At 77.3% G+C, this 16,201-nt stretch carries 9 protein-coding genes and 3 pseudogenes; 5 read left to right on the forward strand and 7 right to left on the reverse strand.

Annotation, left to right across the window (positions count from 1 at the left end):
- The first annotated feature begins 94 nt into the window (after positions 1–94).
- Complete coding sequence (locus L6E17_RS30800; protein WP_308315805.1) at positions 95–1,225, forward strand: LuxR C-terminal-related transcriptional regulator; 1,131 nt, start codon at positions 95–97, stop codon at positions 1,223–1,225.
- 288 nt (positions 1,226–1,513) lie between these two features.
- Here L6E17_RS30800 and L6E17_RS00570 read toward each other — a convergent pair whose 3' ends face one another.
- Positions 1,514–1,954, reverse strand: a complete 441-nt coding sequence (locus tag L6E17_RS00570) for a hypothetical protein (RefSeq protein WP_236238837.1) — start codon at positions 1,952–1,954, stop codon at positions 1,514–1,516.
- Positions 1,955–2,299: 345 nt separating this feature from the next.
- Positions 2,300–3,703, reverse strand: a complete 1,404-nt coding sequence (locus L6E17_RS00575) for a DUF2252 domain-containing protein (protein ID WP_236238838.1) — start codon at positions 3,701–3,703, stop codon at positions 2,300–2,302.
- A gap of 686 nt (positions 3,704–4,389) precedes the next feature.
- Here L6E17_RS00575 and L6E17_RS00580 point away from each other — a divergent pair.
- Positions 4,390–4,842, forward strand: coding sequence for a hypothetical protein (locus tag L6E17_RS00580; RefSeq protein WP_236238839.1), 453 nt, complete (start codon positions 4,390–4,392; stop codon positions 4,840–4,842).
- 236 nt (positions 4,843–5,078) lie between these two features.
- Here L6E17_RS00580 and L6E17_RS00585 read toward each other — a convergent pair.
- The 4 genes and pseudogenes from L6E17_RS00585 to L6E17_RS00600 form a co-directional block, all read right to left on the reverse strand.
- Positions 5,079–7,024 (reverse strand): annotated as a pseudogene (locus L6E17_RS00585) (helix-turn-helix domain-containing protein).
- Between the two features lie 222 nt (positions 7,025–7,246).
- Positions 7,247–7,729: an NUDIX domain-containing protein gene (locus L6E17_RS00590; RefSeq protein ID WP_236238840.1), complete on the reverse strand. Its 483-nt coding sequence runs from the start codon at positions 7,727–7,729 to the stop codon at positions 7,247–7,249.
- Entirely contained in the window at positions 7,716–9,581 is a 1,866-nt protein-coding gene (lnt, locus tag L6E17_RS00595; protein ID WP_374108964.1) for an apolipoprotein N-acyltransferase, read from the reverse strand. Before lnt ends, L6E17_RS00590 begins: the two co-directional genes overlap by 14 nt.
- 302 nt (positions 9,582–9,883) lie before the next feature.
- A complete protein-coding gene (locus L6E17_RS00600; RefSeq protein WP_236238841.1) occupies positions 9,884–10,660 on the reverse strand; it encodes a glutamate racemase in 777 nt (258 codons plus the stop codon).
- A gap of 58 nt (positions 10,661–10,718) precedes the next feature.
- Here L6E17_RS00600 and L6E17_RS00605 point away from each other — a divergent pair.
- Positions 10,719–11,975 (forward strand): annotated as a pseudogene (locus L6E17_RS00605) (glycosyltransferase).
- A gap of 11 nt (positions 11,976–11,986) precedes the next feature.
- Here the strand turns inward: L6E17_RS00605 and L6E17_RS00610 are convergent.
- Positions 11,987–13,478 (reverse strand): annotated as a pseudogene (locus L6E17_RS00610) (TerD family protein).
- Between the two features lie 253 nt (positions 13,479–13,731).
- On the opposite strand from L6E17_RS00610, the gene L6E17_RS00615 reads away from it, so the two are divergent.
- Both L6E17_RS00615 and L6E17_RS00620 read left to right on the forward strand, forming a co-directional pair.
- A complete protein-coding gene (locus L6E17_RS00615) occupies positions 13,732–14,217 on the forward strand; it encodes a DUF6643 family protein (protein ID WP_236238842.1) in 486 nt (161 codons plus the stop codon).
- Between the two features lie 184 nt (positions 14,218–14,401).
- Positions 14,402–15,295 (forward strand): MOSC domain-containing protein, encoded by an 894-nt coding sequence (locus L6E17_RS00620; RefSeq protein WP_374108965.1) that lies wholly within the window; start codon positions 14,402–14,404, stop codon positions 15,293–15,295.
- Positions 15,296–16,201 lie beyond the last annotated feature (906 nt).

Raw genomic sequence — 16,201 nt, forward strand, 5'->3', positions numbered from 1 at the left:
TCGGCCGCCTGGCGCTGATCGACCTGCTGCACGGACGGCCGGGTCCGGCCGAGTCGCGCGCGCGGGAGGCGGTCGCCGGAGCGGAGCGCGCGGGGTGCCGGCGGCCGCCTGCTCGGGCACGGCCGAGCTCGTGCTGTCCGCCGCCGCCCTCGACCGGGCGGACCTCCGCTCCGCGCGCGGGCACCTCGCCCGGGCGGCCGCCCGGCCCGCCGCGTCCCGCGATCCCGCCACGGCCGCCGAACTCGCGCTGCTGCGCTGCCGCGTGCTGCTCGCGGAGGGCGACGCGCGGGCGGCGCGCCGGGCCCTCGATGACGCGACGGCCGGCCCGCTGCCCGCCCCCGCGGACGCCCCGCCCTGGGTGGTGGACCGCGTCGCGGCGGTCCGGTCCGCCGTGCACCTGGCCGAAAACGACCCGGCGTCCGCGGTCGCGGTCTTCGCGCGGCGCGGGGCGCGCACCCCGGAGAGCCTGGCCGCCGAGGCCCGGGCGCACCTGGCCGCGGGCGGGGCCGACCGGGCCCTGCGCGTCCTGGACCGGCTGACCGGCGCCGGAAGCGCCGGGCCCGCCGCCGTCACGAGGGTGCTGCTGGCCCGCGCCCAGGCGCTCGACGCGACCGGGGACCCCGCCGGCGCTGAACGCCTGGTCCGCAAGGCCCTGTCGGCCGCCCGCCCGCACCTGCTGCGGGGGCCGTTCGCGGAGGCCGGGCCGTGGCCGCGGCGCTTCCTGGCGCACCGGCCGGCTCTCGTGCGGGGGCACGACTGGCTCCTCGGCCGCCCGCGGGGCGGGACGCCGGCCGCGCCCGCCGGGGAGCAGCCGCCGGCCCCCGCGCCGGAACGGCTGAGCACACGCGAACGGGAGGTGCTGGAACGGCTGGCGCAGCTCATGTCCACCGAGGACATCGCCGCCGACCTGCACCTGTCGGTCAACACGGTGAAGACGCACCTGAAGAGCGTCTACCGCAAGCTGGCCGCCACCCGGCGCGGCGAGGCCGTCCGCCGGGCCGGGAGCTGGGCCTGCTGTGACCCGGGCGCGCGCCGGCCGGCCCGCTGTCACCTCGCCGGGGTGATGTGGTGCCCCGGGCGCCGCCGCACCATGGGCACGACAGTCACGGACGGTCGTACGGCAGCGGAAGAGGCCCGTCTCTACGGGCTGCTGCTGCGGTGCCAGTCGCTCGGGTTGCGCGTGGGGGAACTGCGGCGGCTCCCGGAGCCCGGTACGGGCCGGTAGCCGCACGTCCGTGCCGCCGGGGATCCGGCGGGCGGCACGGACCCGCGGAGCGCCGGCTGCCCGCCCCGGCCGCGCAGAGGCACCGCGGCCGCGCGGACCGGGCCCGCCGAGCCGCCCCTTCGGGCGGACGCGCCGCTCACCGCGAGCCGCCTGCTCCCGCCGCCGCGCGCTCGCCGCAAGCGGCCTCCCCGCACCGGGGCGGCCGCCCCGGCCCGGGGAGCGGCCGCTTTCTGCGTGCGGAGGCCCGGCTGGCGTGTGCCGGCGTCCCGCGCGGCACGCGGCAGGCCGTCACTCCGTCCCGCGTCCGGTGAGCGTCTCCGGCCGCACCACGCAGAGGGCCCAGATGACGAACCCGTAGAGCGCGATCAGGGTCAGCGACCAGAACGGGTAGTACGGCAGGGACAGGAAGTTGGCGATGATCAGCAGCGCCGCGATGGCCACGCCGGTGTACCTCGCCCACGCGGCGGCCGTGAACAGGCCGATGCCGACGAGCACGGCGACGGCACCGAGCAGCAGGTGGATCCACCCCCAACCGGTCAGGTCGAACGCGAAGACGTAGTCGGGGGTCGAGACGAACACCTCGTCCTCGGCGATCGCCATGATGCCCCGCAGGACGTTGAGGATGCCGGAGACGACCAGCATCACCGCGGCGAACAGCGTCAGGCCGGCGACCGCGGCCGTCGTGCCCGCCGAGCGGCGGCGGGGCGTGGGGGTGTCGGTGGCGGCCATGGGCAGCCTCCCCGTTCTCACCGGGCTGCCCTGTGCAGCCGTGCAATGCGAGTGTCCGCCGCGCGCGGCGGCGCCGTCGTCACCCGGAGCGGGTGACGGCACGCCGTCCGGAGCGGGGCGGCGCGCCGCCCCGGTCGGTGGGGGCGGGGGCCGGGCATCCGTCCGGGACGGCGGGAACAGGGGCGGGGCGTCCGCTCCGGTCGGTGGGGGCGGGGGCCGGGCATCCGTCCGGCGTCCGGCGCACCGCGGGGCGCCGGCACGCCGGACGCCGAAGCGGGGCGGCGCCGCGGGTCCGGCCGCGGCCGGAGCCGCGCGGTGCGGGGTCCAAGGGCGCGCGTGCGTGCGTCACGCGGCCCTGGCGCTGAGGCGTCCGTCCGCCACCGCGTCGGCCAGCGCCCCGTGGTCGCGGGCGTTCTGGTCGGCGTACGCCTGGGCGAACTCCACGAGCGCCCGGTCGAAGCGGTCGCCGCGGCCGAGGTACGCACCGATGGCCACCGGGTCGCCCGAGCGGGCGTGGGCGCGGGCCAGGGTGGCGCCGCACAGCCGGCCGAACAGGGCCAGCGTGGCCGGGTCCATCGTCTCGGGCCGAGCGATGCCCTTCCAGTCCCACAGCTGCCGCACGTAGAAGTCGCGCCCGCGGCCGTCGATCCCGGGGACGCGCTGCCACCCGAGGAAGATGTCGCCGGCGGCCTGCATGAGCCGCTGCCCGGCGACGACGCGTTCGCCCTGGTTCACGTACGGGCTGGGACCGCAGGAGGCGGCGAGGACGGACTCGCCGGCCTCCTTGGCCTGGAGGACCAGCGGGTCACCGCCGTCGCGGCCCAGCAGCAGGACGATCCAGCAGCGGGTGCCGACGCTGCCGACGCCGACCACCTTGCGGGCCATGTCCACCACGTGGAACCGGCTCAGGAGGTGGCGCCGCTCCGACGACAGGCTGCGCCCGTAGCCGGTGACCAGGGTGCGCAGGCGCTCTTCCAGTGCCTCGCGTGCGACACCGCCCAGCAGTTCGTCGAGGGGGGTGATCAGCGGCGGGTCGGAGACGATGCGGGGCGCGCCGTCGACCAGGCGGGTCAGCTTCCCGGCGGCCTCCAGGCTCGTCCTGCCGCGGGCCTTCGCGGAGGCGCGGGAGACCCGCTGCCGGACGTCCCTGTCGAGCCGCTGGGAGAGCATCGCCTCGACCTGGTCGATGTCGTCCCGCGCGTACCACACGTCGAGGGTGCGCATGCCGGCGAACGCCCGCATGCGGTCGCGGTAGGAGCGTACGCAGGCGCGGACCGCGTCGTCGCACTGCGACCCCGTGAAGTCGTTGGCCCGGCCCGCGACGACCAGGCTCGCCGCCAGCCGTTTCACGTCCCATTCGAAGGGGCCGGGCAGAGTCTCGTCGAAGTCGTTGATGTCGAAGACGAGGTGGCGTTCGGGAGAGGCGAGGAGCCGGAAGTTCAGCAGGTGCGCGTCGCCGCACAGCTGCACCGTGAGCCCGGTGTGCGGGGCGGCTCCCAGGTCGGCGGCCATGACCGCGGCGGCGCCCCGGTAGAAGCGGAACGGCGATTCGAGCATCCGGCCGTACCGGACGGGCACCAGCTCGGGCACCCGCGCGGCGGACTGCCGCTCGATGATCCCGAGCGGGTCGCGCCGTCTCCCACCGGGTGCGAAGGCGGCGTGTGCGGAGCGCGGCAGACGGGCGCGGGCGGCCTTGCCGAGGGCCGCGCGCTCCGACGGTGAGAGAGGGGCGCTGTGCGACGTGGCCATGGACGGACCTCCTGGCCCCAGCGTCACGTGCGGCGATCCGGTGGGGATCACCCGGGACGGGTGAGGCGACCGGGGGCCGGTCACCCGGGCGCGTACGGCGGCCCACCGCCGGGGCGGCAGGCGCGCCGGGTCGGCGAACCGGGGCAGGGACGGCGAAGCCCGACGCGAGGCGCGGACGGCGCGGGGGCCCCGGGCTGCCCGGGGGCGCGAGCGGTCCGGACAGCGGACGGCAGGTGGGCGCGAGCGGTCCGGGACACGGGCGACGCGGGGTACGGGCGACGCGGGGCGCGAGCGGTCGGGACAGCGGGGCCCGGGTGCGGGCGGTGCGGAGCCTCGACGCGGCGCCGGGCCCCGGCGGCCCCGGGCTCGGGCGGCGCCGGGCCCGGGCGGCGCCGCAAGCAGCCCGCACAAGGAGCAGTCAGGTCACGGCCTGGACAGCGCGAGGCGTGGGCGGCGGATCGGGGCGCGCCGCGGGTTTTCGTCGCGGCGGCCTTTCGGTCCGCCCCCTGGGGGTACGCGTGCCGGGACGGCCGCCGAGGAGGTGGCCGCGGTGACGGCCGGTCGTCCGCGGGACCGGGGGACGGCGCGCGGGGACCGGGCGGCCGGCACCGTACGCCGCACCAGGGCGACCGGTACGGGAGCGCGCATTCCGTGCGGCCGCCCGACGACGCTACGAGGAGACGACGATGGTGCGTTCCGCTGCCCGTGGGCTGCTGGCCGGTGCGACCGGCACGGTGGCCCTCAATCTCGTCACGTACGGCGACATGGTGCTGCGGGGCAGGCCCTCCAGCAGCATGCCCGCCGAGACGGCCGACCGGCTCGCCGGGCAGGCCGGGATCGAGCTCGGCGACGGGGAGGAGAAGGCCGGCCGCGAAGAGGCCGCAGGCGCCCTGCTGGGGTACGTCGCCGGTCTCGGCACCGGACTGCTGTACGGCCTGCTGCGGGGCCGCGGCAGCAGGCCGGTGTGGCTCGCCGGGCCCCTGCTGGCCGCCGCGGCGATGGCGGCGAGCGACCTCCCGGCCACCGCCCTCGGGGTCACCGACCCCCGGGAGTGGAGCAGTACGGCGTGGCTGTCCGACGTCGTGCCGCACCTGGCCTACGGGTTCACCACCGCCTCCGTCTACGAGGCCCTCCGGTAGCCGCGCACCCGCCGTGCGGGTTGTCCGCCGGCCGCGCCGGCGGGACGGCGCCCGTGGCGCCCGCGCGGCGGGCGGGACGGGTCGGGCTCCGGGGCCATCCGCACCCGAGGGTGCCTGACCCGGTACGGTCCGCGGCCCTCCGGGCGGGCGGACGAGCGGACGGGCGAGCGGACGGGCGGGCGGGCCGAGGGCCGGCGACCGGTCCGCGGCACGGTTTGCGGCGCCCCGGACCGCGTTCAGCGCGAGGACCCCCGCTGCCCCAGGGCCGGGGCCAGCGTGTGGAGACGCAGGGCGAGCTGGATCTCCAGTGCGCGGTCGGGGGACTGCCAGTCCTCGCCCAGCAGATGGGCCACGCGTTCGAGGCGCTGCGCCACCGTGTTGACGTGGACGTGCAGCAGGTCCTTCGTGCGGGCCGGGCTCATGCCGCTGTCGAAGTACGCCTGGAGGGTGCGGACCAGGTCGGTGCCGCGGCGGCGGTCGTAGGCCGCGACCCGGCCGATCGTCCGCTCGACGAAGCCGTCGATGTCGCGGGTGTCGGCCAGCAGCAGTCCGAGGAAGCCCAGGTCGGCGGCGGCCGCGCCCTCCCCCGTGCGGCCCAGCAGGGTGAGGGCGTCCACGCAGCGGCGCGCCTCCGCGTACGCGCCGGCTATCGCGCCCGGGTGGTCCGCGGGGGCGCCGACGGGGACGAGCCGCCCACGGTGACCGGCTCGTGGAGGGCGCCGCCCAGGTGGCGGGCCGTCATGCGGGCCAGGTCGGCGGGGGTGTCGCCCGGGGTCAGCGGAAGGAGCAGGACCGTACCGCCGTCGCGGGCCGAGGCGAGGCCCTTCCTCGTGGCGGCCAGGTGGGTCGCGGCGGACCACAGGCGCTGCCGGTCGGCGCCGGTGCCGTCCTTGGCGGGCGTCCCGCCGCGGTCCTGGGGCGCTGCGGTCCGCCGGCCGAGCCGGGCCGCGAGGACGACCTGCGGGGCGTCGAAGTCCGCGCGCAGGCGCGCGGCGCGTTCCCTGAGGAGTCTGCGGTCGCGGTCCGGCGCGTCGATCAGGTCGTCCAGCAGCTCGCCCCTGACGCGCTGCTCGGCCTCGCCCGCGGAGCGGTCCGCGAGCAGGAGCAGGGACGTCACCATCGCCGCGCGCTCCAGGGTGCGCCGGTCGACCGGGTCGAGCTCCGCGTCGCCGTGCAGGACGAGCGCGCCGAACACCTCCCCGCCCGCCGACACGGCCGCCACCCAGGCGTCGCCGTCGCGGACGGCCCTGCCGTCGGCCGCCCCGGCGGGCGGCACGGCGTCGGTGAACGCGACGGCGCCCCTGAGGACGTGCGACACCGCGGTCGTGACGTCCTCCACGCCGCCGCCGCGCAGCACCAGTTCGGTGAGCCGGTCGTGGACCTCCGAGGCGCGTTCGATCACCGCGCTGCGGTCCCGGATGATGGCGTTGGCCCGTTCCAGTTCGGTCAGCGCGGTACGGGTCTCCGCCAGGAGGTTGGCCGTGTCGAGCGCGACCGCCGCGTGCGCCGCGAACGAGCCGAGCAGGGCGACCTGCTCCCGCTCGAAGACCCGCGCCCTGCGGTCCGCCGCGAAGAGCACGCCGATGACCTGGCTGCCGAGGGTGAGCGGCACGCCGAGGATGGCGACCAGTCCCTCGTCCCGTACGCCCGCGTCGATGGAGCGGGTGTGCCGGAACCGCTCGTCGTCGAAGTAGCTGTCCGTCACGTACGGCCGGGCTGTCTGGGCGACGAGTCCGCCGAGCCCCTCCCCCATGCCGAGGCGCAGCTGCTGGAAGCGCGCGGAGACGGACCCCTCGGTCACCCGCATGTACGTGTCGCCGCGCACCGGGTCGTTCAGGCTCAGGTAGGCGACCTCGGTGCGGAGCAGGGAGCGGGCGCGCTGCACGATGGCGCGCAGCACCGCGTCCAGGTCGCGCAGGCCCGCCAGGTCGTGGGCCGTTTCGAACAGCGCCGACAGCTCGGCCTCGCGGCGCCGTCTGCCCTCCAGTTCCGCCCGCACCCGCAGGGCGAGCCGCTTGGCCTGTTCGAGGTCCGCGAGCACTCCGGGTGCCGCCCCGCCGGCGCGGGCGCGGGCCACGGGCCGGTCGTACGCCTCCACGGCCGCGCCCTGTGCCAGCAGGTCGAGGTAGGAGGCGTACGGGGGTGCGGTGGCCGCGTCGGCCGTCTCGGGTTCTTCGGGCATGGCCACAGGGATACCGGCCCGGCCCGCTGTCTGACCAGGCCCGGGGGCGATCCGGCACGGACCCGCCGGGCCGGCGGCGGGCGGCGGCCGTCCTCCGCGGCGAGTGCGGGCACGCGACCGGGACGGCGGGCCGCCGCCGCGGGGCCGTGCTCCGGTGCCGGACGCGGCCTCCGGTGCCGGACGCGGCCTCCAGGGCGTACGCGTGCCGCACGCCCCGGTGCGTCAGAGGGCGGGCGGGGCGGCGAACCAGGTGGGCTCGCCGGCGCGGGCCTGCTTGATCCTGAACAGGTCGAGGTCGGACAGCGGCGGAAGGGCGTCGGCCGCGAACCAGCCCACGGCCGACGACTCGTCGTCGTTCACCCGGGCCCGCCCGCCCGTGGCCCGGCAGCGGAAGGTGATGTTCATGTACTGGCACCTGTCGCCGTTCGGGTAGACGACGGGCTCCGGTTCGGCCTCGACGAGCACCACGCGCTCCGCCTCGCACGCCACGGCGGTCTCCTCCAGAGCCTCCCGCACGGCCGCGGCGGCCGGCTGCTCCCCCGGCTCGGGGATGCCTCCGACGAGGGTCCACCGGCCGTCGTCGGACCGCTTCACCAGCAGGACCCGCTCGTCCGCGTCGAAGACGACGGCGGTGACCCCGGGCAGGAGGAGCAGGACGTCTCCCGCTTTGGCGCGAACTTCCTTGATGAAGTCAGGAGTTGCCATGCCGTCGACTGTAACCGGCGGACGCCGCCTCGGGATCGGGCGGCGCGGAGGGCCGGTCCGCCGCTCCTGACGCGGCCGGGGAGGCGGCTGCGGAGGAGCCGGTGGCGGGGGAGACAGCGGCCGAGTGCCCGTCGGCCGACTGGACGCAGGCGGTGGCGGTGGCGGTGGCGGTGGCGGAACTGGTCCCGTCAGCGGGGGCTGTCGCGGCGCCGGAACGGGTCCCGTCAGCGGGGGCGGTGGCGGGGCCGCGCCGGGCGCGCACCCCGGCCGCCGCGGCCCACGCCAGGCCGCCGAGCGCGAGCGCCGCCAGTGCGGCCTCCGGCAGCACGCCCATGCGGGTGGCGGGGGTGAGGGAGGAGCGCAGCGGCACCTCGGCGACGAGCGCGTCGGGGGTGAACAGCTCCGTCCGCTGCGCGATCCGGCCGTCCGGGAGGATGATCGCGCTCACCCCGCTGGTGACCGGGACCACGACCGTACGGCTGTGCTCGACGGCCCGCACACGGTCCATGGCGAGCTGCTGGTAGGTCATCTCGCTGCGGCCGAAGGTGGCGTTGTTGCTGGGCACGGCGATGAGCCGGGCCCCGTGGACGACCGTGTCGCGGACCGCCCAGTCGAAGGCGGCCTCGTAGCAGGTGGCGAGTCCGACGCGGGTCCCCGCCAGGTCGAACACGCCGACTTCGCTGCCGGGTCCGAAGTCGCGGCTCACTCGGTCGACGTCCTTGTTGAAGATCCGTACGAGGGACCGCAGCGGGATGTACTCGCCGAAGGGCTGGACGTGCCGCTTGTCGTACGTGGCGACGGGGCCGCGCCCCGGCTCCCACTGCACCAGGGTGTTGCGCAGGTGCCCGGTCTCGGGGGTGAGGACGGCGCCGACGACGGTGGGCACGCCGACGGCCCGCACGGCGCGGTCGATGACCTCGCGGGCGTCGGGGTTGCGGTAGGGGTCGAGGTCGGAGGAGTTCTCCGGCCACAGCACGAAGTCGGGCTTCTCGACCCTGCCCGCCCGGACGTCCGCGGCGAGCTGCTCGGTGCGCCGCGCGTGGTTGTCGAGGACCGCGCGGCGCTGCGCGTTGAAGTCCAGGCCCAGCCGGGGCACGTTGCCCTGCACGGCGGCCACCGTCGCCGTGCCGTCCTGCGCCGCGGTGGACACCAGGGGGCGGGCGGCGAAGGCGCCGAGGAGGGGCGTCAGGACGCAGAACGCGGCGACCGCGGCCCGGCCGCGGAGCCGTGTGCCGGAGGGCTCCGCTCCGTGCGCGCGGCGGGCCCGTACGACCCGGAGCGCCTCGTACAGGCCGAAGCCGCTCAGGGCGACGGCGAAGCCCAGCACGGGCGTGCCGCCGACGGCGGCCAGCGGCAGGAACACGCCGTCGGCCTGCCCGAAGGCGAGCTTGCCCCAGGGGAACCCGCCGAAGGGGACCCGGGCGCGCGCCGCCTCCCCGAGGACCCACACGGCGGCGGCGAACAGCGGCCATGCGGGGAGCCGGGTCACGGCGGCGATCCCGAGGCCCGCGGCGGCGACGAACAGGGACTCGGCGGCGACCAGTGCCAGCCACGGCCCCGGCCCCACCTCCTCCCCGGTCCACACCAGCAGCGGCAGCAGGAACCCGAGGCCCGCGAGCAGGCCGAGGCCGAAGCCGGCGCGCAGACGGCGGCCGTGCAGCGTCCAGCCGAGCAGGGCGAAGGCGGGAAGCGCGAGCCACCACAGGGGCCGGGGCGGGAAGCTGAGGTACAGCACGGCGCCGGACAGGGCCGCTGCCGCCGGGCGTACGAGCCCGCGCAGCAGCCGTCGCGCTCGTGCCTCCTCACGGGCGGGGGGCTCGGGCACGGCGTCGGGGGTGGCTGTGGCACTCACGTGGCGGAGTCTACGGCGCGCCGCTGTGCGGAGCGCGGCCGAACGGGTGGGGTCGGCGCCGTCGCGGCCGGGACCGGCCGCGGCGGGCACCGCGTGGCGCCCACCGCCCGGGGCACCGCCCCGGGCCGATGCGGCGGGCGACGGGCGACGGGCGGCGGGCGGCGGGCGGCGGCGGGAACGCGGCGTCCCGCCCCTGCGGCTGTCCGCCGGGCGTCCCGCGGCTGCCTCATGCTGGGGAGAGTGCCCAGCGGCCGCGTCCTGCGGCGTGCGCCGGGAAGCGACCGGGTGAGGCCCCGCGGGGGTCAGGCGACGGGGGCGGCCTGGCGCAGGGCGCGGCCCTCCGGGTAGGTCAGCGCGGCCGGCGGCAGCTCCGCGGGGCGGCCGCTGAGCAGCACGGTCAGCGCTCCGGTCCCGGGTGCCCGGGTGGCGGTGACGCGGCGCAGCGCCTGCGCCGCGACGGCGGGTGCGGAGCCGAGGAGGCCGACCTCGCGGCCGGTACGCGCGCGCAGGACCCGGCCGATGGCTTCGGCGACCAGTTCGTAGTGGGTGCAGCCGAGGACGACGGACTCGACCGCGGCCGGGGTGAGGGCGGCGGCCGCCTCGACGGCCGCGGCCACGGCCGCGGAGTCGGCGTGCTGGACGGCTTCGGCGAGCCCCGGGCACGGCACCTCGGCGACGTCGACGCCGGCCCCGAACTCGGCGATCAGCCGCCGCTGGTAGGGGCTGCCGGTGGTGGCGGGGGTGGCCCAGATGGCGACGGGCCCGCCCGCCGCGGCGGCCGGCTTGATGGCGGGCACGGTGCCGATGACGGGGATCCGGGGCTCCAGTTCGGCCCGCAGGGTCGGCAGGGCGTGGACCGAGGCGGTGTTGCAGGCCACGACGAGCGCGTCGGGGGCGTGGGCGGCGGCCGCGCGGGCCACGGTGAGGGCGCGCGCGGTGAGGTCCTCCGGTGTGCGGGGGCCCCAGGGCATGCCGTCCGGGTCCGAGGAGAGCACGAGATCGGCGTCCGGTCGCAGCCGGCGCACGGCGGCGGCCGCCGGAAGCAGGCCGATCCCGGAGTCCATCAGTGCGATCTTCACCCGGTCACCCTAGCCGACGCCCCTTCGACGTGCCGCGATGTGGGGCAGACTGCGACGAATGACCGTTCTTGCATGGATTGCCCTGGTTTCCTGTGCCGCTTGGGGGTGGCTTCTCGTGTGCCGGGGCTTCTTCTGGCGGACCGACCAGCGGCTGCCCGGCACCGGCGCGGCGGCGGAACCGGACCGGTGGCCGGACGTGACCGTGGTGGTGCCGGCGCGGGACGAGGCGGAGGTGCTGCCGCTGAGCCTGCCGTCGCTGCTCGCCCAGGACTACCCGGGCCGGGCGGACGTGGTGCTGGTGGACGACGGCAGCACGGACGGCACGGGGAGCACGGCCCGGGCGCTCGCGGAGCGGCAGGGCCCCGGGGCGCTGCCGCTGACCGTGGTGTCGCCGGGGCCGCCCGAGGCGGGCTGGACGGGCAAGCTGTGGGCCGTACGGCACGGGATCGCGGTGGCGCGCGGTGGCGGTGCGGCGGCGCAGGCCCCCGCGGGCGGGCGGCGGCCCCCGCTGCCCGCAGGTGTGCGCGAGCGGGGCGGCCCGGCGGAGTTCCTGCTGCTGACGGACGCCGACATCGCGCACGCACCGGACAGCCTGCGGCGCCTGGTCGCGGCGGCCGTGGCGCACGACCTGGACCTGGTGTCGCAGATGGCGCGGCTGCGGGTGGCGAACGCCTGGGAGCGGCTGGTCGTGCCGGCCTTCGTCTACTTCTTCGGCCAGCTCTACCCGTTCCGGTGGGTGAACCGGCCCGGGGTCGCACCGCGGCCGCGGCGGGCGGCTGCGTCCTGCTGCGGGCGGAGGCGGCCCGGCGGGCGGGGGTTCCGGACGCGATCCGGGGTGCGGTGATCGACGACGTGGCGCTGGCCGGGGCCGTGCGGCGGCACGGGGGCGGATCTGGCTGGGCCTCGCCGAGCGGGTGGACAGCGTCCGGCCGTACCCGCGGCTCGCGGACCTGTGGGACATGGTGGCGCGCAGCGCGTACGCGCAGTTGCGGCACAGCGTGCTGCTGCTGGCTGCCGCGGTGGCCGGGATCGCGTGCGTCTACCTCGCGCCGCCGCTCTGCCTGGCGGCGGGCCCGCCGGCGGCGACCGGGTGGCGGCGTGGGCGGGCGGCGCGGCCTGGGCGGTGATGGCGGGCACGTACGTGCCGATGCTCCGTCACTACCGGCAGCCGCTCTGGTCGGCGGTGCTGCTTCCCGTGACGGCGCTGCTGTACCTGTGCATGACGGTGGACTCGGCGGTGCGCCACCACCGGGGGCGGGGCGCCGCCTGGAAGGGCCGGACGTATCCGCGTCCGCAGGCGGCGCCGGACAGCTGAGCGGGCGCCGCTCACTTCCTCCCGGGGGTCCAGTCCATGCCCCAGCCGTAGGCGCGGTCGACCGTGCGCTGGGGGCTGACGCCGCGCTCCGGTACGAGGTAGCGGGCCTCGCGACGGACGACGAGGTCGCCTCCCCGGCCGGTGATCAGCGCGAGGGCGCAGACGGGGGAGGGCACGGTGCACTCGTCGAGGGAGAACGCGACGGGCGCGCCGTGCTGCGGGGTGAGGGTGACGGTGGCGTGCAGGTCGGCGAAGCTGCGGGCGCCCTCGTAGATGGTGACGAAGACGAGGATGCGGCGGAACCGCTGCCGGTGGTCGAGGTTGACGGTGAGGTTCTCGCCGGTCTCGACGGCTCCGGTGCGGTCGTCGCCGTCGAGGTGGATGTACGGCGGGTGGTGGAGGGAGCCGAAGGCGTTGCCGAGGGCCTGGACGACGCCCTTGCGGCCGTCGGCCAGTTCGTAGAGGGCGCACAGGTCGAGGTCGAGGTCGGCGTGGTGGGCGACGGCCCGGCCGCGCTGGGTGCTCCAGCCGCGGAACTGCTTGCGCACGCCCCAGTTGAGGTTCACCCGCAGCGCGCCGGCGGTGCCGCCCTGCTTGGCGAGGGAGACGGTGGGGGCGTCCTCCGTCAGGGTGATCTTGGTCAGCCGCACGGGGGCGGGCTGCGGAGCGGGGCCGGACGGGGTCCGGCGCGGCGGTCGGACGGCGGCGGGCGGTGGCGCGGGCACCGGAGGGGTGCGGCGCGGCGGCCGGTCGGCGGCCGGGCGCAGCACGGTGTCCGGGGGCGGGACGGCGGCGGACTCCCCGCCCTGCGGGGCCGCCGGCCACAGCGGTGCGGCGGCAGGCGCGGGGGCGGCGGCCCCGTGCCCGCCGCCGGGGAGCGCGGCTGCGGGGACGGCCGCGGGGATGGCTGGGGGCGCCGGTGCGGAGACGGCTGCGGGGGCGCGGGGGTGCCGGGCTCGGCGCGGCCGCGGGCTGCGGGCGCTGCGGCTCGTCCACCGTGATGCCGAAGTCCGTCGCGAGGCCCTCCGGTCCGCCGGCGTACCCCTGCCCCACGGCGCGGAACTTCCAGGCGCCCTGGCGCCGGTAGAGCTCGCCCAGGACGTACGCGGTCTCCACGGTCGCGCCCTGGCTCTCGAAGCGCGCCACCTCGGTGCCGTCCGCCGCGTCGACCACCCGGACGTGCAGCCCGGGTACGCGGCCGAAGGTGCCGCCGTCGGCGGAGGCCGCGAGGACGATGCGCTCCACGGCCGGTTCCACCCGGGGCAGATGGACCGTGAGGGTGTCCGTCACGGCGCCGCCCGAGGTGCGTTTCCCGTCATGGCGCACGGAGCCCGAGGGGTGCGCGGCCTGGTGGTAAAACACGAAGTCGGCGTCGGAGCGCACTTTTCCGGACACGAGCAGTAGCGCGGAGGCATCGACATCCGGCACCCCTTCACCGGAACGCCATCCCAATTCGATGCGAAGAGTCCGCGCCGGCACCGGAACATTGGCTCCCTTAAGCATGGACATGCCCACCCCCACCGCCCGTCGGCCGCCGCCGGTTTATGTAGCGGCCACGTTAATCCGGGCGGCACGGCCCTGCCCGGCAGACCCGTGGGTAACCCCTCCCAAGCTCGGGTTTTACGCGATCATCACCCTCCGACGCGACCGATTTCCCCATGTTCGGTCGCATTGGCGTTCCGCCGTCACAGGAAGCACGTCAAACAACCCGCTTATCGGCCTTCCACCCGACACATCGTGGGCTTAACTTAGGGCCATGACCTCCCCCCGTGCCTCGTACGGCGGTGCGTACTACAACGCGCCGCCGTTCCCGGACACCCCGATCTACGACTCTCTGGTCGCAGAGCGGGGCACGCCTCAGATCGCCCCGATCCGAGTGCCCTCCGCGTACGACACCGGCAGCACCTACATGCCGGCCTTGCCCGCGGCCCTCCCCGCCCTCCCGGCGGCCCCCTCCCCCCAGCAGGCGCCCTCCTACGGCGGCGGATACGGCTACCCCCAGCCGGCGACGCCGTATCCCGCGCCGCTCCAGCACGCGGCGGGTCCGCACATCCCGCAGCAGTCCGCGCCGCCGCGCGGATACGGCTACCCGGGCCCCCAGCAGCAGCAGCCGCGGCCGATGGCCACCGGCTACGACGCGATGCGCCCGGTCGGCCCGCCGCGTCCGGCCGCCCCCGCTCCCATGGCCGCGGCGCCGTACGAGGACCCGTACCGGCGGCCTTACCAGAACGGCGGGTACTGAGCGGCCGCGCACGGCGGCACGCGTCCCACGGAGGGCGGCAGCACGGCGGCACCCCGCGAGGTGCCGCCGTCCGTACGCGCCGGACGCACGGACGAGCAGGCCCGACGGGGCGGGGCGGCCTGCTGCTGATCCCGTGTCAACCGCCCTCCGGTGACCGTCCGGGGGCTCCTGGCAGGATGAGGCCATGCCCAGTCACGAGGTCATGCCCTCCTCCGTCCTGAGTTCCCTGCACGTCTACCCGGTCAAGGCCCTGCGGGGCTCTTCGCCCGCCCAGGCGGTCGTGGAGCCCTGGGGGCTGTCCGGCGACCGCCGCTGGGCGCTCGCCGACCCGTCCGGCCGGGCGGTGACCCAGCGTCAGCGCCCCCTCCTCGCCCTGGCCCGCGCCCAGGCGGAGCCCGGCGGCGGACTGCGCGTGTCCGCGCCCGGAAGGGAGGAGCTGACCGTCGCCGTGCCCGATGCGGCGTCTGCCGGCACCGTCGTCGTGGAGGTGTTCGGCTCGAAGGTCGACGCCGTGCCCGCGGGCGCGGAGGCCGACGCCTGGTTCAGCGGCCACATCGGCGCGGACGTGCAGCTGGTGTACATGGGCGACCCCGCGCGCGACCGCCCCGTCGACCCCGACTACGCCCGCCCGGGCGACACCGTCTCCTTCGCCGACGGCTACCCGCTGCTCGCCGCCGCCACGGCCTCCCTCGACGCCCTCAACACCCTCGTCGCACAGGGCGACCACGCCCACGAAGGCCCCCTCGGGATGGAGCGGTTCCGGCCCAACCTCGTCATCGGCGGCACCCGCGCCTGGGAGGAGGACCGGTGGGAGCGGATCGCCGTCGGAGAGGTCGTCTTCCGGGTCGTCAAGCCGTGCGGGCGCTGCGCGGTGACCACGGTCGACCCGCGGACCGCCGCGAAGGGCAAGGAGCCCCTGCACACCCTGAGCCGGCACCGCCGCGCGGGCGGCAAGGTCCTCTTCGGCCAGAACCTCATCCCGGAGACCACCGGCACGGTGCGGGTCGGCGACCCGGTGCGGGTGCTCGCCACCCGTGGCGGGCAGACCGCGGAAGACCCCGGCCCGGCCGTCGCATAGGCCTCCGCGACCTGGGCACCCGACCCCCGGAACCACGGTCGAACACGGATGACGGGAGAAGGGGGTGGGCGCCGTGTACGCGGCGGCCACGGGTCTGTGGCGCTGGCGCGGCAATCCGCTGCGCCGCACCACCGACCTGCTGGAGGCATGGACGGCACTGGCGGCCCTGGTGCTCATCTGCGTGGGCGCGCCCGTCGCGGGATGGCTGGTCGGCGTGTCCGCCGACGCGGCCCTCCAGGAGTCGGCGCGCCTCCAGCAGGAACGCCGCCTGCAGGTGGTCGCCGAGGTCCTGGGGCCCGCCGCGGCGCCCGAGCCGGGCTCGGTGCTCCCCTATCGGGTGTCCGCGGCGGAGCAGCAGCTGCGCGAGCCGGTCGACGCGCGCTGGGCGGCACCCGACGGCACGGAGCGCACCGGCGTCGTCACCGCGCCGCGGGATGCCGCCGAGCCGGGCGACACGCTGCCGGTGTGGGTGGACGGCGAAGGCGAGTTGACGCGTCGGCCGCTGACCGGGGACACCGCCCGCGAGCACGCCGCCCTGGCGGGTGCGGGGGCGGCCGCGGGCGCGGTGCTCGTCGTCGAGGAGGCCGGCGCCTGGTCCTCTGGCGGCTACGGCAGCACCGGTACGCCTGCCTCGACCGGGACTGGGCCGGCCGGGGCCCCGACTGGGGCCGCACCGGGGCCGGCGGCTGAGAGCCGCGCGAGCGGCCGGAGCGGGGCGACCGGGCTGCGGCCGAGGGTCCCGACCGTACCGGCGCGGGAGGAGGCCCGTCGTACCGGCGCGGGCGGAGGCCCGCGCGGGAGGACGCCCACCGTGCCGGCGCGGGAGGAGGCCCACCATGCCGGCGGGGGACGGCCTCCCGTACCGGCGCGCGGCAGAGCCGGTCATACCCGGCGCGGGCGTCGCTC

The sequence above is a fragment of the Streptomyces sp. CC228A genome (assembly GCF_021390935.1).
In the GTDB taxonomy this organism is placed as follows: domain Bacteria; phylum Actinomycetota; class Actinomycetes; order Streptomycetales; family Streptomycetaceae; genus Streptomyces.

Excerpts from the sequence above, each read along its gene's own strand:
- L6E17_RS00620 (WP_374108965.1), top strand. The coding sequence starts at position 14,402 with ATGCCCAGTCACGAGGTCATGCCCTCCTCCGTCCTGAGTTCCCTGCAC.
- L6E17_RS00615 (WP_236238842.1), top strand. The coding sequence starts at position 13,732 with ATGACCTCCCCCCGTGCCTCGTACGGCGGTGCGTACTACAACGCGCCG.
- L6E17_RS00575 (WP_236238838.1), bottom strand. The coding sequence starts at position 3,703 with ATGGCCACGTCGCACAGCGCCCCTCTCTCACCGTCGGAGCGCGCGGCC.
- L6E17_RS00580 (WP_236238839.1), top strand. The coding sequence starts at position 4,390 with ATGGTGCGTTCCGCTGCCCGTGGGCTGCTGGCCGGTGCGACCGGCACG.
- L6E17_RS00570 (WP_236238837.1), bottom strand. The coding sequence starts at position 1,954 with ATGGCCGCCACCGACACCCCCACGCCCCGCCGCCGCTCGGCGGGCACG.
- L6E17_RS00590 (WP_236238840.1), bottom strand. The coding sequence starts at position 7,729 with ATGGCAACTCCTGACTTCATCAAGGAAGTTCGCGCCAAAGCGGGAGAC.